The sequence below is a fragment of the Streptomyces sp. NPDC103540 genome (assembly GCF_055584445.1).
In genome coordinates this window covers 130,409-151,078 of record NZ_JBVJMA010000007.1, presented here as the reverse complement: position 1 = coordinate 151,078, position 20,670 = coordinate 130,409, and the positions used below count along the sequence as shown (strand labels likewise).

The window sequence follows — 20,670 nt, the reverse complement described above, 5'->3', positions numbered from 1 at the left end:
ATGTCGAAGCTGGGAGATCTCGGCGCCAAGCTGTACCGAGGTGAGGTCGGGTACGACTTCGTCGGCAAGCGCTTTCTCTGGTACGGCGTTTCCATCCTGATCACCATCACGGCGATCGTGGCCCTGGCCGTCCAGGGTCTCAACATGGGCATCGAGTTCAAGGGCGGTGCCGTCTTCACCACCCCGAAGACGGCCGTCTCGGTGGCGAAGGCCACGGAGACCGCCGAGGAGGTCTCGGGGCACGACGCGATCGTGCAGGAGCTGGGTACCGGCGCCCTGCGCATCCAGATCTCCGGTCTGGACACGTCGGCCGCGGCCGACGTCAAGGCGAAGCTCGCCACCGAGCTCAAGGTCCCCGCCGGCGACATCAACGCCGACCTGGTCGGTCCGAGCTGGGGCGAGCAGATCGCCAACAAGGCGTGGATGGGCCTCGGGATCTTCATGATCCTCGTGGTGATCTACCTGGCCATCGCCTTCGAGTGGCGCATGGCCGTCGCCGCGCTGGTCGCGCTGATCCACGACCTCACGATCACCGTCGGCGTGTACGCGCTGGTGGGCTTCGAGGTCACCCCGGGCACGGTGATCGGTCTGCTCACGATCCTCGGTTACTCCCTCTACGACACCGTCGTAGTCTTCGACGGTCTGAAGGAGGGCTCGAAGGACATCACCAAGCAGACCCGCTTCACGTACAGCGAGATCGCCAACCGCAGCATCAACGGCACGCTGGTCCGCTCGATCAACACCACCGTCGTCGCCCTGCTGCCGGTCGCCGGCCTGCTGTTCATCGGCGGCGGCTTCCTGGGCGCGGGCATGCTGAACGACATCTCGCTGTCGCTGTTCGTCGGCCTCGCGGCCGGTGCGTACTCCTCGATCTTCATCGCGACCCCGCTGGTGGCGGACCTGAAGGAGCGCGAGCCGGCGATGAAGGCGCTGAAGAAGCGCGTCCTCGCCAAGCGCGCGGCCGCCGGTGCCAAGGGCGAGTCCACCGACGAGGTCGACGAGACCGGCGAGGACTCGCCGGAGGTCGTGGGCCAGGGCGGTCAGGGGAGGCGTCGCCGGTGACCACCGCGCCCTGTTCCCCCGAGGTCCGCGAGCTGCTGCTCGGCCGGATCAAGGACGTCCCGGACTACCCGAAGCCGGGGGTGATGTTCAAGGACATCACCCCGCTGCTGGCCGACCCGAAGGCCTTCGCCGCCCTCACGGGGGCGCTGGTGGACCTCGCGGGCCGCTACGGCGCGACGAAGATCGTCGGCCTGGAGGCGCGCGGGTTCATCCTCGCCGCCCCGGTCGCCGTCCAGGCGGGCATCGGCTTCGTTCCGGTCCGCAAGGCCGGCAAGCTCCCGGGAGCCACGCTCTCCCAGGCCTACGAGCTGGAGTACGGCACCGCGGAGATCGAGGTCCACGCGGAGGACCTGTCGGCCGGTGACAAGGTCATGGTCATCGACGACGTCCTGGCCACCGGCGGCACCGCCGAGGCCTCCCTGGAGCTGATCCGACGGGCCGGCGCCGAGGTCGCGGGAGTGGCGGTCCTGATGGAGCTGTCCTTCCTCCCCGGCCGCGAGAAGCTCACGGGCGCCCTCGCCGGCGCCCCGCTGGACGCGCTCATCGTGGTCTGACCCCACGCACCGCGAAGCGGCGGGCATCCGGGACTCCCGGGTGACCGCCGCTTCGTCGTACGGGCCCCGCGCCAAGGGCGCCGTCCCGCGGGGCGGGCACGGGGGAACGGGCCGGCGGAACCCTCGCTACCATGGGTTATCCGGACCTGACCGGGGCCCCGGATCCTCCCCCTGACTCCGTCTGGGGGGACCCCCGTGAGGAGCGCTCTTGCCAGACGAGGTCCAGCCACTCTCCGCCGCGCAGCCCGACCCGCAGGCCGAAGCGGCCGCGGCGGCCGCAGCCACGCCCCCGCCGGCGCCGCCGGTCAAGCCCGCTCCGGCGAAGCCGGCCGGGTCCTCCAACCGGGTGCGCGCCAGGCTGGCACGCCTCGGCGTACAGCGTTCCAACCCGTACAACCCGGTACTGGAACCCCTGCTCCGCATAGTCCGCGGCAACGACCCGAAGATCTCCACGGAGACGCTGCGCCAGATCGAACAGGCGTACCAGGTCGCCGAGCGCTGGCACCGCGGTCAGAAGCGCAAGAGCGGCGACCCGTACATCACCCACCCGCTCGCGGTGACCACCATCCTCGCCGAGCTGGGCATGGACCCCGCCACCCTCATGGCGGGCCTGCTGCACGACACCGTCGAGGACACCGAGTACGGCCTCGAACAGCTGCGCCGCGACTTCGGCGACGCCGTGGCCCTGCTCGTCGACGGCGTCACCAAGCTCGACCGGGTCAAGTTCGGCGAGGCGGCGCAGGCCGAGACCGTCCGCAAGATGGTCGTGGCCATGGCGAAGGACCCCCGGGTCCTCGTCATCAAGCTCGCCGACCGCCTGCACAACATGCGCACCATGCGCTACCTCAAGCGGGAGAAGCAGGAGAAGAAGGCCCGCGAGACCCTCGAGATCTACGCGCCGCTGGCCCACCGCCTCGGCATGAACACCATCAAGTGGGAGCTGGAGGATCTCGCCTTCGCGATCCTCTACCCCAAGATGTACGACGAGATCGTCCGGCTCGTCGCCGAGCGCGCCCCCAAGCGCGACGAGTACCTGGCCGTCGTCACCGACGAGGTGCAGACCGACCTCAGAGCCGCCCGGATCAAGGCCACGGTCACCGGTCGGCCCAAGCACTACTACAGCGTCTACCAGAAGATGATCGTCCGCGGCCGTGACTTCGCGGAGATCTACGACCTGGTGGGCATCCGCGTCCTCGTGGACACCGTCCGGGACTGCTACGCGGCCCTCGGCACGGTGCACGCGCGCTGGAACCCGGTCCCCGGCCGGTTCAAGGACTACATCGCGATGCCCAAGTTCAACATGTACCAGTCGCTCCACACGACGGTCATCGGACCCAGCGGCAAGCCGGTCGAACTCCAGATCCGCACCTTCGACATGCACCGCCGCGCCGAGTACGGCATCGCCGCGCACTGGAAGTACAAGCAGCAGACCGTCGCCGGCACCTCCAAGGTCCGCACGGACGTCCCGCAGGCCGCCAAGGGCAGCGCCGGTCAGGACACCGTCAACGACATGGCCTGGCTGCGCCAGTTGCTCGACTGGCAGAAGGAGACCGAGGACCCGGGCGAGTTCCTGGACTCGCTGCGCTTCGACCTCTCCCGCAACGAGGTCTTCGTCTTCACCCCCAAGGGCGACGTCATCGCGCTGCCCGCCGGGGCGACCTCCGTGGACTTCGCCTACGCCGTCCACACCGAGGTCGGTCACCGCACCATAGGGGCGCGGGTCAACGGGCGCCTCGTACCGCTGGAATCGACCCTCGACAACGGTGACCTCGTCGAGGTCTTCACCTCCAAGGCCGAGGGCGCGGGCCCGTCCCGCGACTGGCTCGGCTTCGTCAAATCGCCCCGGGCCCGCAACAAGATCCGCGCCTGGTTCTCCAAGGAGCGCCGCGACGAGGCCATCGAGCACGGCAAGGACGCCATCGCGCGGGCCATGCGCAAGCAGAACCTGCCGATCCAGCGCATCCTGACCGGCGACTCGCTCGTCACCCTCGCGCACGAGATGCGCTACCCCGACATCTCCTCCCTGTACGCGGCGATCGGCGAGGGCCACGTGGCCGCGCAGGGCGTCGTGCAGAAGCTCGTGCAGGCCCTCGGCGGCGAGGAGGCCGCGAACGAGGACATCGAGGAGAGCATTCCGCCGGCGCGCGGGCGAAGCAAGCGGCGCGGCAGCGCCGACCCCGGCGTGGTGGTCAAGGGCGTCGACGACGTCTGGGTGAAGCTGGCCCGTTGCTGCACCCCGGTGCCGGGCGACCCGATCATCGGGTTCGTCACCCGCGGCAGTGGCGTATCGGTTCACCGCGCCGACTGCGTGAACGTGGACTCCCTCTCGCAGCAGCCCGAGCGGATGCTGGAGGTGGAGTGGGCGCCGACCCAGTCCTCCGTCTTCCTGGTGGCCATCCAGGTCGAGGCGCTGGACCGGTCCCGGCTGCTGTCGGACGTCACCCGGGTCCTGTCGGACCAGCACGTCAACATCCTCTCGGCGGCCGTGCAGACCTCGCGGGACCGGGTCGCCACCTCCCGGTTCACCTTCGAGATGGGCGACCCGAAGCACCTGGGCCACGTCCTGAAGGCCGTCCGGGGCGTCGAGGGCGTCTACGACGTCTACCGCGTCACCTCGGCCCGCAGGCCGTAGGGACCGACGCCCGGGGCCGCGGGCCCCGGGCACCCCGGCCTCGGCCCCGGGCCCGGCCCCGGAACGGCGAAGGGCGCCACCCCCTCGGGGGTGGCGCCCTTCGTCACGAGGACAGGTGGCGTCCGGGTCGGATCAGGGACAACCCCACCAGACGAAGTTCAGGTTGCCGCCGAAGAGGGCCGAGACCACCGTCGCGGAGCCGATGATCCACACCACGGTGCTCCGGCGGGCCCGTGCCAGCGCCAGCGCGAACGGGAACAACAGCGGGAACGCGGGCATGATGAAACGCATCTTCGAGAAGTAGAAGCCCGCGCCGCCCAGCGCCATCAGCATGATCATCGCGGCGAAGATCCACACGACCATCGGGGGCCGCCGCTTGCGCGTCATCAGGACGAACAGCACCACCGCGGTGACCACCGTGAGCGAGACCACCACGTGGTTGAGGGTGGTGTGCACCTCGGTGAAGGTCTTCTTCAGCTCGATCAGGGTGTCGAAGCCGCCGTCGTAGACCGAACCCCAACGGCGCTGGAGCTCGAAGTACCCGTCCCAACGCCCGAAGTGCCAGCCGACGTAGCCGACGTAGCCGAACCATCCCAGCGGGGCGATCAGCGAGGCCGCCACGATCCGGCCCACCGGCGGCCGCTGCGCACGACGGCCGCGCCGCCACTGGACGAACTCCCAGACGCCCGCCAGCACCACGGCCGCGACGATGGCCGAACCCGACGGTCGGGTGGCTCCCGCGAAGAAGGCCAGCACGCCCGCCGTCAACCAGGACTTCGTCATCACCGCGTACATCGCCCACACCGACAGGGCCAGGAACAGCGGCTCGGTGTACGCCATCGACTGGACCAGCGCGGCCGGCACGATCGCGAACAGCGCGCAGGTGAAGAGCGCGACGCGACGACCGTAGATCTTGTCGGTGACCGCGAAGATGCCCCAGGCCGCGACCACCGACGCGAGCAGGGCCAGCCCCATGCCCACCCAGTTCATGGGCAGCCCGGTGGCGTACGAGGTCCAGCGCGTCAGCATCGGATAGACGGGGAAGAACGCCATCTGGCAGCTCGGCCCCGCGAAGGCGCACGGCGACGGGGTCGCCAGCGGAGTGGTCAGACCGTTCTCGGCGATGTGCAGGTAGTAGATCGCGTCCCAGCGACCGCCGAGGATCTCCAGCGGCCGCACGTCCTTGCGCTCCGCCCAGACCGCCATGACCGCCAGTCCGGTGGCGCGCAGCGCGATGTGGATCAGCAGCGCCTTCCGGGCCCGCACCAGGCTGTCGCGTACGCGCCGTCCGACACCTCGGAGCCCGGAGTCCTTCTTGCTGGTGAGCGGCTCGGCAACGAGTAGTGCGTCTGGGACATCAGCGCGTATCTGGGTATGCGTCACATTCAATCCTGGTCGTCGCCCGGCAGAAGGCCGCCACCTGCGGCACCGTACAACGGTACACAGGTGTCAGGTGCCGCCGGCGCGCACCCTGTGTTCGGACCACGTAACAAATGGGGTACGGGATACGGGTGCTGCGTCCGCCGGACGCGCCGCACAAGCGAACGGGCACCGCCGGAGAGGTCCGACGGTGCCCGCGGCGCGAGGCGGCCGGCGTCAGCCGCCGAACTCCTCAAGACCCTTCAGCGCCTGGTCCAGCAGGGCCTGCCGGCCCTCCAGCTCCCGGGCCAGCTTGTCGGCCTTCGTGTTGTTGCCCGCGGCGCGCGCCGCGTCGATCTGCTCACGCAGCTTGTCGACGGCCGCCTGCAGCTGACCCGTCAGACCGGCCGCACGGGCCCGCGCCTCCGGGTTCGTACGCCGCCACTCGCCCTCCTCGGCCTCCTGGATGGCCCGCTCCACGGCGTGCATCCGGCCCTCGACCTTGGGACGGGCGTCCCGCGGTACGTGCCCGATGGCCTCCCAGCGCTCGTTGAGGGAGCGGAACGCGGCACGGGCCGCCTTCAGGTCCGTCACCGGGACGAGCTTCTCCGCCTCGACGGCGAGCTCCTCCTTCAGCTTCAGGTTCTCGACCTGCTCGGCGTCGCGCTCCGCGAAGACCTCGCCGCGCGCCGCGAAGAACACGTCCTGCGCACCGCGGAAACGGTTCCACAGGTCGTCCTCGGCCTCGCGCTGCGCCCGGCCCGCGGCCTTCCAGCTGTCCATCAGCTCGCGGTAGCGGGCCGCCGTCGGACCCCAGTCCGTCGACTTCGACAGCGACTCCGCCTCGGCGACCAGCTTCTCCTTCGCCTTGCGGGCGTCCTCGCGCTGGGCGTCCAGGGCGGCGAAGTGGGCCTTGCGCCGCTTGGAGAAGGCGGAACGGGCGTGCGAGAAGCGGTGCCACAGCTCGTCGTCCGACTTGCGGTCGAGCCGGGGCAGACCCTTCCAGATGTCCACCAGGGCCCGCAGCCGCTCACCGGCACTGCGCCACTGGTCGCTCTGCGCCAGCTGCTCGGCCTCGGTGACCAGGGCGTCCTTCGCGGTCCGCGCCTCGTCCGCCTGCTTGGCCTTCTGGACCTTGCGCTCCTCACGGCGCGAGTCCACCGTCGCCACCAGCTTGTCGAGCCGGACGCGCAGCGCCTCCAGGTCACCCACGGCGTGGTGCTCGTCCACCTGCGTGCGCAGGTGGTCGATGGCCGTCTGGGCGTCCTTGGCGGACAGGTCGGTGGTCCGCACCCGTCGTTCGAGGAGGCCGATCTCGACCACCAGGCCCTCGTACTTGCGCTCGAAGTAGGCCAGGGCCTCCTCAGGGGTGCCCGCCTGCCACGAGCCGACGACCTGCTCGCCCTCGGAAGTACGCACGTACACGGTGCCGGTCTCGTCGACTCGGCCCCACGGGTCGCTGCTCACAGCGCCTCCTCCACCTGATGCCCGTGAGGGGTTCGCCCCCGGGCATCGTCCACAGTTTCCTGGGGCGGGCACCGCCCGCCCTGCACAACGCCAACATAGGCGACCGCCGGGCCGGCTGTCCGCATCCCGCACGACGCAATATCGACGTACGGGCACGCGGCCCGCCGGGCCCGGGGCGCCGGTCCCGGTCTAGTTCTTGGTGACGGTGCCCTTCTCGATGGTCACGGGGGTCTTGGGGGCGCCGTCCGGGGCGCCGTCGGCGGTACCCGCCTTGGCGATGTCCTGGACGACCTTCAGCCCGGCCGCGTCGATCCTGCCGAACGGGGTGTAGGTGGGGGCCAGCGGGCTGTCCTCGTAGACGAGGAAGAACTGGCTGCCGCCCGTGCCGGGCTGACCGGTGTTGGCCATCGCGACCGTGCCGGCCGGGTACACCACCTGGCCCTGCTCGTTCGGCTTGCCCAGGGAATCCAGGTTCTCGTCCGGGATGTTGTAGCCCGGACCGCCCCGACCGGTGCCCTCCGGGTCACCGCACTGGAGCACCTTGATCCCGCCGGTCACCAGGCGGTGGCACTTCGTCTTGTCGAAGAACCCCTTGTCGGCCAGCGCCTTGAAGGAGTTCACCGTCTGCGGGGTCTTCGCCGCGTCCATCTCGAAGCGGACGTCGCCCGCGCTCGTCTTCAGGTCGAAGGAGTACTTCGCCTTGTCGTCGATCGCCATCGCCGGGGACGGCGACTGCTTGGGGGTGGGCGCGGACGCCGAGGGCGAGGGCTCGGCCGCCGCGTCCTTCGTGTCCTTCGAGTCGAAGACGCCGCCCACGACGAGGCCGACCAGGGTCGCCACCACCACGGCCCCGGCGGCCCCCGCGATCGCCCAGCGCTGCCGCGCCTTGCGGCGGGCCTCCGCCCGGCGCTTCTGCTGGCGCTCGAATTTCTCCTTGGCGAGCTGTCGCCGCCGCTGATCGCTCGTGACCACCGGGTCGTCTCCTTGTACGTCTCTGGTACCGCTGTCCGGGCTCGGTTAGGCCGTACCGTATATGGGTTCGCTGTGTAATGAGCGGCGCCGGTAGGCTCTGAGCAGCAGATTCCGATCCGCTGCCTCCCGCCGGACGACGATTGAGGACGAACGTGCTGATTGCCGGGTTCCCCGCCGGGGCCTGGGGGACCAATTGCTACCTGGTCGCCCCCGCCGCCGGTGAGGAGTGCGTCATCATCGACCCGGGCCACCAGGCCACCCAGGGTGTCGAGGAGACGCTGAAGAAGCATCGGCTCAAGCCCGTCGCGGTCGTCCTGACCCACGGCCACATCGATCATGTGGCCTCCGTGGTCCCGGTGTGCGGAGCACACGACGTACCGGCCTGGATCCACCCCGAGGACCGCTACATGATGAGCGACCCGGAGAAGGCCCTCGGCCGCTCCATCGGGCAGCCGCTCATGGGGGAACTGACCGTGGGCGAGCCGGACGACGTCCGCGAGCTGACCGACGGAAGCACCCTGAAGCTCGCCGGGATGGAGTTCTCGGTGGCGCACGCGCCCGGTCATACCAAGGGGTCGGTGACCTTCAGGATGCCCGAGCGGGCCGACATCCCGCCCGTCTTCTTCTCGGGCGACCTGCTCTTCGCCGGCTCCATCGGACGCACCGACCTGCCCGGCGGCTCCCACGCCGAGATGCTCCAGTCGCTGGCCCGCGTGTGCCTGCCCCTGGACGACTCGACGGTGGTGCTGTCCGGCCACGGTTCCCAGACCACCATCGGCCGCGAGCGCGCGACCAACCCGTACCTGCGGGAGGTCGCCGCCGGCCTGGGGAACGGCACCGCCGCCCCACGACGAGGAATGTGACGAGAGTTTCGTGAGCACCTTCAAGGCCCCCAAGGGCACGTACGACCTGATCCCGCCGGTCTCCGTCAAGTACCTGGCGGTGCGCGAGGCCATCTCCGCCCCGCTGCGCAACTCCGGCTACGGCTACATCGAGACCCCCGGCTTCGAGGACGTGGGCCTGTTCGCGCGCGGCGTCGGCGAGTCCACCGACATCGTCTCCAAGGAGATGTACGCCTTCGAGACCAAGGGCGGCGACCAGCTCGCCCTGCGCCCCGAGGGCACCGCCTCCGTCCTGCGCGCCGCGCTGGAGGCCAGCCTCCACAAGCAGGGCAACCTGCCGGTCAAGCTCTGGTACTCCGGCTCCTACTACCGCTACGAGCGCCCCCAGAAGGGCCGCTACCGCCACTTCTCGCAGGTCGGCGCCGAGGCGATCGGCGCCGAGGACCCGGCGCTGGACGCCGAGCTGATCATCCTGGCCGACCAGGCGTACCGCTCGCTGGGCCTGCGGAACTTCCGCATCCTGCTGAACTCGCTCGGCGACAAGGAGTGCCGCCCCGTCTACCGCGAGGCCCTCCAGACCTTCCTGCGCGGCCTCGACCTCGACGCCGAGACCATCCGCCGGGCCGAGATCAACCCGCTGCGCGTCCTCGACGACAAGCGGGCCGACGTCCAGAAGCAGCTGGTCGGCGCCCCGATGCTGCGGGACTACCTGTGCGACGCGTGCAAGGCGTACCACGAGGAGGTCCGGGCGCTGATCACGGCCGCCGGGGTCGCCTTCGAGGACGACGAGAAGCTCGTGCGCGGCCTCGACTACTACACCCGCACCACCTTCGAGTTCGTCCACGACGGCCTGGGCTCGCAGTCCGCGGTCGGCGGCGGCGGCCGCTACGACGGCCTGTCCGAGATGATCGGCGGCCCGGCGCTGCCCTCCGTCGGCTGGGCGCTCGGCGTGGACCGCACCGTCCTGGCCCTGGAGGCCGAGGGCGTGGAGCTGGACATCCCGGCCGCCACCTCCGTGTTCGCGGTGGCGCTGGGCGAGGAGGCCCGCCGGGTGCTGTTCGGCAAGGTGACCGAGCTGCGCCGGGCCGGGATCGCGGCGGACTTCTCGTACGGCGGCAAGGGCCTCAAGGGCGCCATGAAGGACGCGAACCGCTCCGGCGCCCGCTTCGCCGTCGTGGCCGGCGAGCGCGACCTCGCCGAGGGCGTCGTCCAGCTCAAGGACATGGAGGCCGGGGAACAGACCCCGGTCGCCGTGGCCGACCTGGTCGAGGTGGTCAAGGCCCGTCTGGTCTGATCGAGGCCGTCCCGGAACGGGGCGGGGCGGGGGAGCGATCCCCGGCCCCGCCCCGCTTCCTTATCCCCACCGAACGGTGGAGGAGCGGGCATGTACGGCACAATGGCCGGTGCTTGATGACCTTGCAGATGTGGAGCGGGCGGGTATGACGACAACGGTTGCCGGGGCGGACACCGCACCGCGGACGTACGGCGGCGGCCGGGCCCTGGCCCTGCTGCTCGTGATCACCGGAGCGGCGGGACTGCTCGCGGCGTGGGTGATCACCATCGACAAGTTCAAGTTGCTGGAGGACCCGAACTTCACGCCGGGTTGCAGCCTGAACCCGATCGTCTCCTGCGGCAACATCATGAAGAGCGAGCAGGCGGCGGCCTTCGGCTTCCCGAACCCGATGATGGGGCTCGTCGCCTACGGGATCGTGATCTGCGTCGGCATGAGCCTGCTGGCCGGCGCCCGCTTCGGCCGCTGGTACTGGCTCACCCTCAACGCGGGCATGCTCTTCGGCGTCGTCTTCTGCGCCTGGCTGATGTACCAGTCGCTGTACAACATCAACTCCCTGTGCCTGTGGTGCTGCCTGGCCTGGGTCGCCACGATCGTCATGTTCTGGTACGTGACCTCCCACAACGTGCGCCAGGGCCTGCTGCCCGCCCCCGGTTGGCTGCGCGGCTTCCTCGACGAGTTCACCTGGGTCCTGCCCGTGCTCCACGTCGGGATCATCGGCATGCTGATCCTGACCCGCTGGTGGGACTTCTGGACCTCCTGAGCCGATCGCGCGCGACCGCGGCCCCGGGCGACCCCGTCGTCCGGGGCCGCGGCCGTCGCCCGGGGCAACGCTGTCGGTGGCCTCGCATAGGCTTCCGGTGTGGAACCAGACCTCTTCACCGCCGCCGCCGAGGAACGCCGGGAGAAGGACCCCGCGAGCTCCCCGCTCGCCGTCCGCATGCGCCCCCGCACCCTGGACGAGGTGGTCGGCCAGCAGCACCTGCTGAAGCCCGGCTCCCCGCTGCGCCGCCTGGTGGGGGAGGGGGCCGGGGGTCCGGCCGGGGCCTCGTCGGTGATCCTCTGGGGTCCGCCCGGGATCGGCAAGACCACCCTCGCCTACGTGGTCAGCCAGGCCACGCGCAAGCGGTTCGTCGAGCTGTCGGCGATCACCGCCGGGGTCAAGGAGGTCAGGGCGGTCATCGAGGGCGCCAAGCGGGCCGCCGGCGGTTACGGCAAGGAGACCGTCCTCTTCCTCGACGAGATCCACCGCTTCAGCAAGGCGCAGCAGGACTCCCTGCTGCCGGCCGTGGAGAACCGCTGGGTCACCCTGATCGCGGCGACCACCGAGAACCCGTACTTCTCGATCATCTCCCCGCTGCTGTCGCGCTCGCTGCTGCTCACCCTCGAACCGCTCACCGACGAGGACCTCAGCGCCCTGATGGGGCGCGCGCTGACGGAGGAGCGGGGCCTGGGCGGGGCGGTGACCCTGCCGGCCGACGCCGAGGCGCACCTGCTGCGGATCGCCGGCGGCGACGCCCGCCGGGCGCTGACGGCCCTGGAGGCCGGGGCGGGCTCGGCCCTCGCCAAGGGCGAGGCGGAGATCACCCTCCGGACCCTGGAGGAGGCCGTCGACCGGGCCGCCGTCAAGTACGACCGGGACGGCGACCAGCACTACGACGTGGCGAGCGCCCTCATCAAGTCCATCCGCGGCTCCGACGTGGACGCCGCGCTGCACTACCTGGCCCGGATGATCGAGGCGGGGGAGGACCCGCGGTTCATCGCGCGCCGCCTGATGATCTCCGCGAGCGAGGACATCGGCCTCGCCGACCCGACGGCCCTGCCGCTCGCGGTGGCGGCGGCCCAGGCGGTGGCGATGATCGGCTTCCCCGAGGCCGCCCTGACCCTGTCGCACGCCACGATCGCGCTCGCGCTGGCCCCCAAGTCGAACACCGCCACGACGGCGATCGGCGCGGCCCTGGCCGACGTACGGGCCGGGCTCACCGGTCCCGTGCCGACGCATCTGCGCGACGGGCACTACAAGGGCGCGGCCAAGCTGGGGCACGCGGTGGGCTACGTCTACCCGCACGACGTGCCGGGCGCCATCGCGGCGCAGCAGTACGCCCCCGACGAGCTGCACGGCAAGCGGTATTACGAACCCACCCGCTACGGCGCCGAGGCGCGGTACGCGGACGTGGTGGACAAGGTCCGCGAGCGCCTGCGGGGCGGTTCGGGTTCCTGACCGGCGCGGGTCGGGCGGGATCGGGGAGGGAGCACCTAGGCTCCGGGCATGGGACGTCGTGCCGTGCTCCTGGCCCTGACGGTGGTGGCGGCGCTCACCGGATGCCACCACGACGACGAGGTCGCGCGGGCGCGGGCCAGCGCCGCGGGACTCGTGGCGCGGGTGCCGCTCGCGAGCGCGGGATTCCCGCCGGACGCGGCGACGGCGGGGCGGCTGCTGGCGGGGCTGAAGGTGGAGTGGGGCCGGAACTGGCAGACGTACCGGCGGGAGGAGTTCGGCCGCACCTGGTCGGACGAGACCGACGCGATCGGGGGCCGCAACGGCTGCGACACCCGGGACGACGTGCTGCGGCGGGACCTGGCCGAGCTGCGCGAGGGCGACCGCAACCCGTGCGTGGTGCTCTCCGGGGTGCTGCACGATCCGTACACCGGCAAGGCGCTGCCCTACTCCTACCGGCGCGCCTCGCAGATCCAGACGGACCACGTGGTGGCGCTCGGCGCGGCCTGGCGGGCCGGCGCGTACGCCTGGACCCCGCGGCGCAGGCTGGAGTACGCGAACGACCTCGACGTCCTGCTCGCGGTGGACAAGCAGACGAACCAGGACAAGGGCAGCAGGACCGCGGACAAGTGGGTGCCGCCCCGGCAGGCGTACCGGTGCGAGTACGGGCGCCGCTACGTCGGCATCAAGGCGAAGTACGCGCTGTCCGTCACCCCGCCGGAGCAGTCGGCGCTCCGGGCACTGCTGGCCACCTGCCCTCCCTAGTGCCCGTCCGTGGCGCCGTACGGCTGATGCGCGGCGGCCGCGAAGAGGGTGTGCATGGCCCGGCGCAGTCCGCAGATGTCCTTCACGGGCTCCGGGAAGTCGAAGCGGGCGTCGAAGGAGGCGCCGCCGGGTGCGCCGGTGAAGCGCACGCGCAGGCCGAGGCGGTCCAGGGCGAGGGGTACGGCGGTCATGCCGGCGGTGTCGCGGGCGCCCAGCAGCGCGCACAGGTCGGCGATCCGCTCGGCGTGGGCGGAGTGCAGGTGCTGGAGCAGCTCCGCCTCGTGGGCCGAGACGGGGTCGGGTTCGACGGCCGCCAGCTCCTCCGGGTCCACGCGCTCGGCGCCCCACAGGTCGTCCACGGAGATCTCGCCGACCTCCAGGCGCAGCATCATCCAGGCGGGGCGGCCGGTGTGGGGGGCGTCGAGGGACTCGGACATGCCGAGCAGCTCGCCCACCGGTTGGCGCTCGGCGAGGAGGGCGGCGCAGGGGGCGCGGTCGTCCCCGCGTACGGGCGTCAGCCACCCGGCCAGCCAGGCGCGACCCCGTATACGATGGGGCACGGACACCGGCGCCACGTCCGTGATCTCGATCACGGCCGTGAGGTCGTCGTCCTGGGCGTGAGCGGCCGCCCTGGCAGCCGCGGATTCCCCGGAAACGAGGAGGATCACGTCCCCGTCCGGGGTGACGGTCCGTGCGACCGGCATCCCCGTCCCGAACTCCGCCTGGTCAAGAGCACCCGGCAGCGTGAGGGATACTGAGGCGTTGGACTCTACGAGGGTTCGTACGCGTTCGGCTCCGGTGAGCTGCCGAACGCCTTCCCTGGGACGCGGCTGACCTTGCTTATCGTCGGCGCAAGCGGATTCCGTTTCGTTGGAATTCGAACTGCGCTGCGCACTGGGCAGGGGGATCCCATGTGGTCGAGACATTACGTCCTCCTCGCTAAGGTAAGCCTCACCTAACTTACATGGAGGTAGGTTCCACGTGAACCAGAAGCGACCCAAGGTCAAGAAGTCTCGCGCTCTCGGCATCGCCCTGACGCCGAAGGCCGTCAAGTACTTCGAGGCCCGCCCCTACCCGCCGGGCGAGCACGGCCGTGGCCGCAAGCAGAACTCGGACTACAAGGTCCGTCTGCTGGAGAAGCAGCGTCTGCGCGCGCAGTACGACATCTCCGAGCGTCAGATGGCCCGCGCGTACGACCGCGCGAAGAAGGCCGAGGGCAAGACGGGCGAGGCGCTGGTCGTCGAGCTCGAGCGTCGTCTCGACGCCCTGGTGCTGCGTTCGGGCATCGCCCGGACCATCTACCAGGCCCGCCAGATGGTCGTCCACGGCCACATCGAGGTCAACGGCGCCAAGGTCGACAAGCCGTCGTTCCGTGTCCGCCCGGACGACGTCATCACCGTTCGCGAGCGCAGCCGCGAGAAGGTTCCGTTCCAGGTCGCCCGTGAGGGTGGCTACGCAGGCGAGGGCGAGACCCCGCGCTACCTGCAGGTCAACCTGAAGGCCCTGGCCTTCCGCCTGGACCGTGACCCGAACCGCAAGGAAATCCCGGTCATCTGCGACGAGCAGCTCGTCGTCGAGTACTACGCCCGCTGATTCGGCGGACGTAGCCTCACAGGCTGGTCAGCCCGTCGGTTCCCCCTTGGGGGAGCCGGCGGGCTTCCTGCTGTCCGGACGCTCCACCGCGCCCGCCGCCGCGCCGGCGCCCGCCGCCTCCCCGTCGCGGGGCCTCGGCAGCCGCCCCGCGGGCCGCGCGGGCTCGGGCCGCGGTTCCGGCTCCGGCTCGGGGGCCCGCAGCGCCCGCTCGACCAGCTCCTCCGCCGACAGGCCCCGTCCGTGCCGCGCGCAGGCCTCGTACCGCTCCGCGCCCAACACCTCGCCCGCCCGCTCCCGGCACATCAGCCGCGGGGCGTTGAAGTACCCCGAGCCGAAGAGGCGCAGCCCCACCCCGTCCCACATCCGCTCCGCCCCGCCCTGGAGCACCGCCGCCTCGGCCGGCCGCCCCTCCACCGCCGTGACCAGCGCCAACAGCTCCAGTGCCAGCACCAGCCCCACCAGATCGCGGAAGGCGTGGTTGACGCCCACGCACTCGGTCAGCAGCCGGCGCGCCGCCCCGGTGTCCCCGGAGTCCAGGGCCGCGTACGCGAGGACGTAGAGCGCGTACGCCTTGGTCCAGAGCTCCCCGCGCTCCTGGCAGATCTCGCGGACCTCCTCGCTCAGCGAGACCGCGCCCGCCAGGTCCCCCTGGAAGGCCAGCGCCATCCCCAGCTCCACCTGGCACATCAGGACGTTGCTGTTCAGCTCCCCGGCCTCCCGGTACAGCTCCAGCGCCGCCCCCAGCAGCCGCCCGGCCCGCGCCATGTCGTCCGAGACCAGCGCCAGGCAGCCCAGCCGGTGCACGGCGTAGGCGGAGGCCACCCGGTTCCCGGTCCGCTCGGCGCCGTCCCGGCACTCGTGCAGCGCGCCCATCGAGGCCACCGCGTCGCCCTGGAGCGCCGCCACGTAGCCGAGCACCCACAGCGTCTTCAGCCGCGACCCCTCGTACTCCTCCTCCGCCCGGCCCGCCTCCCTGGCCCGCTCCAGCCAGTGCCGGCCCTCGGTCAGCCGCCCGCAGCCGGCCCAGAAGAACCAGAGGGTGCCCGCCAGGTACTGCGCCAGGTGCGCCTCCCGCGGATCGTCCAGGCAGCACTCCAGGGCCAGTCGGAGGTTGCCCAGCTCCCCTTCGACCAGGGCCGCCACCTCCCGCTGGCGCGGGCTGAACCAGTCCAGCTCGCACCAGGTCGCCAGGCCCACGTACCAGTCCCGGTGGCGACGCCGCAGCCGCGTCGCGTCACCCGTCGACTCCAGCCACCCCGCCCCGTACATCCGTACGGTCTCCAGCATCCGGTAGCGGACCCCGGCCGGCGTCTCCTCCCGGGACAACACCGACTGCGCCAGCAACTCCCCGACCAGGTCGAGCACCTCGTCCACCGGCAGGCCCTCGCCGGCGCACACGTACTCGGCGGCGTCCAGGTCGAAGCGCCCGGCGAACACCGACAGCCGGGCCCACAGCAGGCGCTCCCGCGGGGTGCACAGCTCGTGGCTCCAGCCGATCGCGGTCCGCAGCGCCCGGTGCCGGGGCAGGGCCCCGCGCGCGCCGCCGGTCAGCAGCGCGAAACGGTCCTCCAGTCGGGCCAGCACCTGCTCCGGGGAGAGCGTGCGCAACCGGCCCGCCGCCAGCTCCAGCGCCAACGGGATCCCGTCGAGGCGCGCGCACAGCTCGACCAGGGCCGCCCGGCCCGCCTCCGTCGCCGTCGCCGCGAAGGCGGGATCCGCCTCCGTCGCCCGCGCGACCAACAGCTCCAGGGCCTGCTCCGGCGCCGGCGGGGCCAACGGGAACACCGCCTCCCCGTCCAGGCCCAGCGGCCGCCGGCCCGCCGCGAGCACCCGCAGGCCGGGGGAGCGGCGGAGCAGCTCCCGCAGCAGCTCGGCGCTCTCCTCGACCAGCTGCTCGAAGCCGTCCACGAGCAGCAGGAGCCGCCGGTCGGCCAGGTGCTCCGCGAGGACCGTGCGGGGCGGCCGCGTGGTGTGGTCGGTGAGCCCGAGGGCCTCGGCCAGCGTGAACTCGAGCAGGGCCGGATCGCGCACGGAGGACAGGTCGGCCGTCCAGACCCCGTCGCAGGAGCGTTCCTCCGTCCCCCGGGCCCACGCGCGGGCCGCCGCGAGCGCCAGCCGGGACTTGCCCACCCCGCCCGTCCCGGTCACCGTCACCAGCCGCGAGGACTCCAGCAGGCGCCCGAGCCCGGCCAGTTCGTCACCCCGCCCGACGAAGGAACTCAGTTCCGAGGGAAGATTGCCCCGGGTCGCATTCGGGAGGGGTCCGTGTCGCATGGGACACGGAGAGTACAGACCCGGACGCGCTCGGTACAAGGCGGGCGTCCGGCGGCACGGGCCGCGTGGGCGTCGACCTCCGAATTCAGGTACTGCGGCGGATCTCCGGCGCGATAGGGTCGGAGGAGACTTTTTCTCGTAGGGTTCCCCAGTTCAGGAAGCGGTGCAAAGTGTCCGGTGGAGAGGTGGCCGGGATCCTCGTGGCCGTCTTCTGGGCCATCCTGGTCTCCTTCCTCGCCGTGGTGCTGGTGAGGCTCGCCCAGGTGCTCAGGGCGACCACCAAGCTGGTGGCCGACGTGACCGAGCAGGCCGTCCCCCTGCTCGCCGACGCCTCCACCACCGTCCGCTCCGCGCGCACCCAGCTCGACCGGGTCGACGCCATCGCGAGCGACGTCCAGGAAGTCACCTCCAACGCCTCCGCCCTCTCCTCGACCGTGGCCTCCACCTTCGGCGGCCCGCTGGTCAAGGTGGCGGCCTTCGGCTACGGCGTCCGCAAGGCGCTGGGCCGGGGCGAGCAGGCGCCCGCGAAGACCCCGCGCCGCTCCGTGATCGTCGGCCGTACCGTGCCGGCGCCGCGACGCCGCAAGCAGAAGGGCTGAGACCGCCGATGTTCCGCCGAGCCTTCTGGTTCACCGCAGGCGCCGCCGCAGGCGTGTGGGCCACCACCAAGGTCAACCGGCAGCTGAAGAAGCTGACGCCGGAGAGCCTCGCCGCCCAGGCCGCAGACAAGGCCGTGGAGGCGGGGCACCGCCTCAAGGACTTCGCCCTCGACGTCAAGGCGGGAATGACGCAGCGCGAGGACGAGCTGAACGACGCACTGGGGCTCACCCAGGACCCCGATCGGCCCGACAACGTCACCGCCCTCCCCGGGCCGCGGCGCCTGCGGGCCATCGCGTACCACCAGAACGACAAGACGACACACCGCCCGAACCGCTCGGCGGTCACGTACAACCGGAATGAGGACCACTGATGGAGTCGGCTGAAATCCGCCGCCGCTGGCTGAGCTTCTTCGAGGAGCGCGGTCACACCGTTGTCCCTTCGGCGTCGCTCATCGCGGACGACCCGACTCTGCTGCTGGTGCCCGCCGGCATGGTGCCCTTCAAGCCCTACTTCCTGGGCGAGGTCAAGCCGCCGGCGTCCACGCTCACCAGCGTGCAGAAGTGCGTCCGCACGCCGGACATCGAAGAGGTCGGCAAGACCACCCGCCACGGCACGTTCTTCCAGATGTGCGGCAACTTCTCCTTCGGCGACTACTTCAAGGAAGGCGCCATCCGCTACGCCTGGGAGCTGCTCACCGGCTCCGTGGCGGACGGCGGCTACGGCCTGGAGCCGGAGAAGCTCTGGATCACGGTCTACCTCGACGACGACGAGGCCGAGGCCATCTGGCGCGACAAGATCGGCGTCCCGCAGGAGCGCATCCAGCGCCTGGGCAAGAAGGACAACTTCTGGTCCATGGGCGTCCCGGGCCCCTGCGGTCCGTGCTCCGAGATCAACTACGACCGCGGCCCCGAGTTCGGCGTCGAGGGCGGCCCCGCCGTCAACGACGAGCGCTACGTGGAGATCTGGAACCTGGTCTTCATGCAGTACGAGCGCGGCGCGGGCGACGGGAAGGAAGACTTCCCGATCCTCGGCGACCTGCCCTCGAAGAACATCGACACCGGCCTCGGCCTCGAACGCCTCGCGATGATCCTGCAGGGCGTGCGGAACATGTACGAGACCGACACCCTGCGCGTGGTCATGGACAAGGCCACCGAGCTGACCGGCGTGCGCTACGGCGCCGCCCAGAACACGGACGTCTCGCTGCGCGTGGTCGCCGACCACGTCCGCACCTCCGTGATGCTCATCGGCGACGGCGTGACCCCCGGCAACGAGGGCCGCGGCTACGTGCTGCGCCGCATCATGCGCCGCGCCATCCGCAACATGCGCCTCATGGGCGCCACCGGCCCGGTGGTCAAGGACCTCGTCGACGTCGTGATCGAGACGATGGGGCAGCAGTACCCGGAGCTGGTCACCGACCGCAAGCGCATCGAGACCGTCGCGCTCGCCGAAGAGGCCGCCTTCCTCAAGGCCATCAAGGGCGGCACGAACATCCTCGACACCGCCGTCACCGAGACCAAGGCCGCCGGCGGCACGGTCCTCTCCGGCGACAAGGCGTTCCTGCTCCACGACACCTGGGGCTTCCCGATCGACCTCACCCTGGAGATGGCCGCCGAACAGGGCCTCTCCGTGGACGAGCCGGGCTTCCGCCGTCTGATGCAGGAGCAGCGCGACCGCGCCAAGGCCGACGCCAAGGCCAAGAAGACCGGTCACGCGGACATGTCCGCCTACCGCGAGATCGCCGACGGCTCCGGCGCCACCGAGTTCACCGGCTACGCCACCACCCAGGGCGAGTCCACGATCGTCGGCCTGCTGGTCAACGGCCTCTCCTCGCCGGCGGCCTCCGAGGGCGACGAGGTCGAGGTCGTCCTCGACCGCACCCCGTTCTACGCCGAGGGCGGCGGCCAGCTCGCCGACCAGGGCCGCATCAGGCTCGACACCGGCGCCGTCATCGAGATCCGCGACGTGCAGCAGCCGGTGCCCGGCGTCTCCGTCCACAAGGGATCCGTCCAGGTCGGCGAGGTGACGGTGGGCGCCTCCGCGTACGCCGCCATCGACGTCAACCGCCGCCGGGCCATCGCCCGCGCCCACTCCGCCACGCACCTGACGCACCAGGCGCTGCGCGACGCCCTCGGCCCGACGGCCGCCCAGGCCGGCTCCGAGAACAGCCCCGGCCGCTTCCGCTTCGACTTCGGCTCCCCGAACGCCGTCCCCGGCTCGGTCCTGACCGACGTCGAGCAGAAGATCAACGACGTGCTCTCGCGCGAGCTCGAAGTGACCGCCGAGATCATGAGCATCGACGAGGCGAAGAAGCAGGGCGCCATCGCCGAGTTCGGCGAGAAGTACGGCGAGCAGGTCCGCGTCGTCACCATCGGCGACTTCTCCAAGGAGCTGTGCGGCGGCACGCACGTCGGCAACACCGCCCAGCTCGGTCTGGTGAAGCTGCTCGGCGAGTCCTCCATCGGCTCCGGCGTGCGCCGCGTCGAGGCCCTGGTGGGGGTGGACGCGTACAACTTCCTCGCCAAGGAGCACACGGTCGTCGCCCAGCTCCAGGAGCTGGTCAAGGGCCGTCCGGAGGAGCTGCCGGAGAAGATCGCCTCCATGCTCGGCAAGCTGAAGGACGCCGAGAAGGAGATCGAGAAGTTCCGCGCGGAGAAGGTGCTCCAGGCCGCCGCCGGTCTCGCCGCCGGTGCCCAGGACATCCGCGGCGTGGCCCTCGTCGTCGGCCGGGTGGCGGACGGCGTCGGCGCCGACGACCTGCGCAAGCTGGTCCTCGACGTCCGCGGCCGCATCCAGGGCGACCGGCCGGCCGTCGTCGCGCTGTTCACCGTGGCGAACGACCGCCCGCTGACCGTGATCGCCACCAACGAGGCGGCCCGCGAGCGCGGCCTCAAGGCCGGTGACCTGGTCCGCACCGCGGCCAAGACCCTCGGCGGCGGCGGTGGCGGCAAGCCCGACGTGGCCCAGGGCGGCGGCCAGAACCCGGGCGCCGTCCCGGAGGCCATCAGCGCCGTCGAGCGCCTCGTAGTGGAGACGGTCTGACG

Annotated in this window: 17 protein-coding genes; 12 read left to right on the top strand and 5 right to left on the bottom strand. The window is 71.3% G+C overall.

The window, feature by feature from the left end:
* The 3 genes from secF (at position 1) to ACZ6ZI_RS18540 (ending at position 4,248) form a co-directional block, all read left to right on the top strand.
* A complete protein-coding gene (gene secF, locus ACZ6ZI_RS18550; RefSeq protein WP_469521895.1) occupies positions 1-1,062 on the top strand; it encodes a protein translocase subunit SecF in 1,062 nt (353 codons plus the stop codon).
* Positions 1,059-1,616, top strand: coding sequence for an adenine phosphoribosyltransferase (locus tag ACZ6ZI_RS18545; RefSeq protein ID WP_469521892.1), 558 nt, complete (start codon positions 1,059-1,061; stop codon positions 1,614-1,616). Before secF ends, ACZ6ZI_RS18545 begins: the two co-directional genes overlap by 4 nt.
* 208 nt (positions 1,617-1,824) lie before the next feature.
* Positions 1,825-4,248 (top strand): RelA/SpoT family protein, encoded by a 2,424-nt coding sequence (locus ACZ6ZI_RS18540; protein WP_363056191.1) that lies wholly within the window; start codon positions 1,825-1,827, stop codon positions 4,246-4,248.
* 132 nt (positions 4,249-4,380) lie between these two features.
* Here ACZ6ZI_RS18540 and ACZ6ZI_RS18535 read toward each other — a convergent pair whose 3' ends face one another.
* The 3 genes from ACZ6ZI_RS18535 to ACZ6ZI_RS18525 all read right to left on the bottom strand — a co-directional run bounded on the left by ACZ6ZI_RS18535 (position 4,381) and on the right by ACZ6ZI_RS18525 (position 8,046).
* On the bottom strand, positions 4,381-5,514 hold the full coding sequence (locus ACZ6ZI_RS18535; protein ID WP_363056189.1) for a hypothetical protein: 1,134 nt from the start codon (positions 5,512-5,514) through the stop codon (positions 4,381-4,383).
* Between the two features lie 330 nt (positions 5,515-5,844).
* On the bottom strand, positions 5,845-7,074 hold the full coding sequence (locus ACZ6ZI_RS18530; protein WP_469521889.1) for a DUF349 domain-containing protein: 1,230 nt from the start codon (positions 7,072-7,074) through the stop codon (positions 5,845-5,847).
* Between the two features lie 189 nt (positions 7,075-7,263).
* Positions 7,264-8,046 (bottom strand): peptidylprolyl isomerase, encoded by a 783-nt coding sequence (locus ACZ6ZI_RS18525; protein WP_469521886.1) that lies wholly within the window; start codon positions 8,044-8,046, stop codon positions 7,264-7,266.
* Positions 8,047-8,198: 152 nt separating this feature from the next.
* On the opposite strand from ACZ6ZI_RS18525, the gene ACZ6ZI_RS18520 reads away from it, so the two are divergent.
* The 5 genes from ACZ6ZI_RS18520 to ACZ6ZI_RS18500 all read left to right on the top strand — a co-directional run bounded on the left by ACZ6ZI_RS18520 (position 8,199) and on the right by ACZ6ZI_RS18500 (position 13,162).
* Complete coding sequence (locus ACZ6ZI_RS18520) at positions 8,199-8,909, top strand: MBL fold metallo-hydrolase (RefSeq protein WP_363056183.1); 711 nt, start codon at positions 8,199-8,201, stop codon at positions 8,907-8,909.
* Between the two features lie 10 nt (positions 8,910-8,919).
* Entirely contained in the window at positions 8,920-10,182 is a 1,263-nt protein-coding gene (hisS, locus tag ACZ6ZI_RS18515) for a histidine--tRNA ligase (protein ID WP_469521884.1), read from the top strand.
* Between the two features lie 145 nt (positions 10,183-10,327).
* Positions 10,328-10,942, top strand: a complete 615-nt coding sequence (locus ACZ6ZI_RS18510) for a vitamin K epoxide reductase family protein (protein WP_469521882.1) — start codon at positions 10,328-10,330, stop codon at positions 10,940-10,942.
* Between the two features lie 99 nt (positions 10,943-11,041).
* Positions 11,042-12,400 carry a replication-associated recombination protein A gene (locus ACZ6ZI_RS18505; RefSeq protein ID WP_469521880.1) on the top strand — a complete coding sequence of 453 codons (1,359 nt, stop codon included), beginning with the start codon at positions 11,042-11,044 and terminating at the stop codon, positions 12,398-12,400.
* A 48-nt stretch (positions 12,401-12,448) separates the two neighbouring features.
* Complete coding sequence (locus tag ACZ6ZI_RS18500; RefSeq protein ID WP_469521878.1) at positions 12,449-13,162, top strand: HNH endonuclease family protein; 714 nt, start codon at positions 12,449-12,451, stop codon at positions 13,160-13,162.
* Here ACZ6ZI_RS18500 and ACZ6ZI_RS18495 read toward each other — a convergent pair.
* Positions 13,159-13,866, bottom strand: coding sequence for a DUF2470 domain-containing protein (locus ACZ6ZI_RS18495; RefSeq protein ID WP_469521876.1), 708 nt, complete (start codon positions 13,864-13,866; stop codon positions 13,159-13,161). The two genes, ACZ6ZI_RS18500 and ACZ6ZI_RS18495, sit on opposite strands and share 4 nt — an antisense overlap.
* 277 nt (positions 13,867-14,143) lie before the next feature.
* Between ACZ6ZI_RS18495 and rpsD the strand changes: the two genes are divergently transcribed.
* The gene (rpsD, locus tag ACZ6ZI_RS18490) at positions 14,144-14,755 is read left to right on the top strand and encodes a 30S ribosomal protein S4 (protein ID WP_030026606.1); all 612 of its coding nucleotides are present in this window, start codon (positions 14,144-14,146) and stop codon (positions 14,753-14,755) included.
* Between the two features lie 27 nt (positions 14,756-14,782).
* Here the strand turns inward: rpsD and ACZ6ZI_RS18485 are convergent, their stop codons facing one another.
* A complete protein-coding gene (locus ACZ6ZI_RS18485; RefSeq protein WP_469521874.1) occupies positions 14,783-17,029 on the bottom strand; it encodes an ATP-binding protein in 2,247 nt (748 codons plus the stop codon).
* A 170-nt stretch (positions 17,030-17,199) separates the two neighbouring features.
* Here ACZ6ZI_RS18485 and ACZ6ZI_RS18480 point away from each other — a divergent pair, with 170 nt between their 5' ends.
* From ACZ6ZI_RS18480 to alaS, 3 genes are read left to right on the top strand one after another with little or no spacing between them, the layout of a single operon-like run.
* Positions 17,200-17,628: a DUF948 domain-containing protein gene (locus ACZ6ZI_RS18480; RefSeq protein ID WP_469521873.1), complete on the top strand. Its 429-nt coding sequence runs from the start codon at positions 17,200-17,202 to the stop codon at positions 17,626-17,628.
* A gap of 8 nt (positions 17,629-17,636) precedes the next feature.
* Positions 17,637-17,999 carry a DUF6167 family protein gene (locus ACZ6ZI_RS18475; RefSeq protein ID WP_363056167.1) on the top strand — a complete coding sequence of 121 codons (363 nt, stop codon included), beginning with the start codon at positions 17,637-17,639 and terminating at the stop codon, positions 17,997-17,999.
* The gene (gene alaS, locus ACZ6ZI_RS18470; protein ID WP_469521872.1) at positions 17,999-20,668 is read left to right on the top strand and encodes an alanine--tRNA ligase; all 2,670 of its coding nucleotides are present in this window, start codon (positions 17,999-18,001) and stop codon (positions 20,666-20,668) included. The genes ACZ6ZI_RS18475 and alaS overlap by 1 nt, the downstream gene beginning before the upstream one ends.
* The last annotated feature ends 2 nt before the right edge of the window (positions 20,669-20,670 follow it).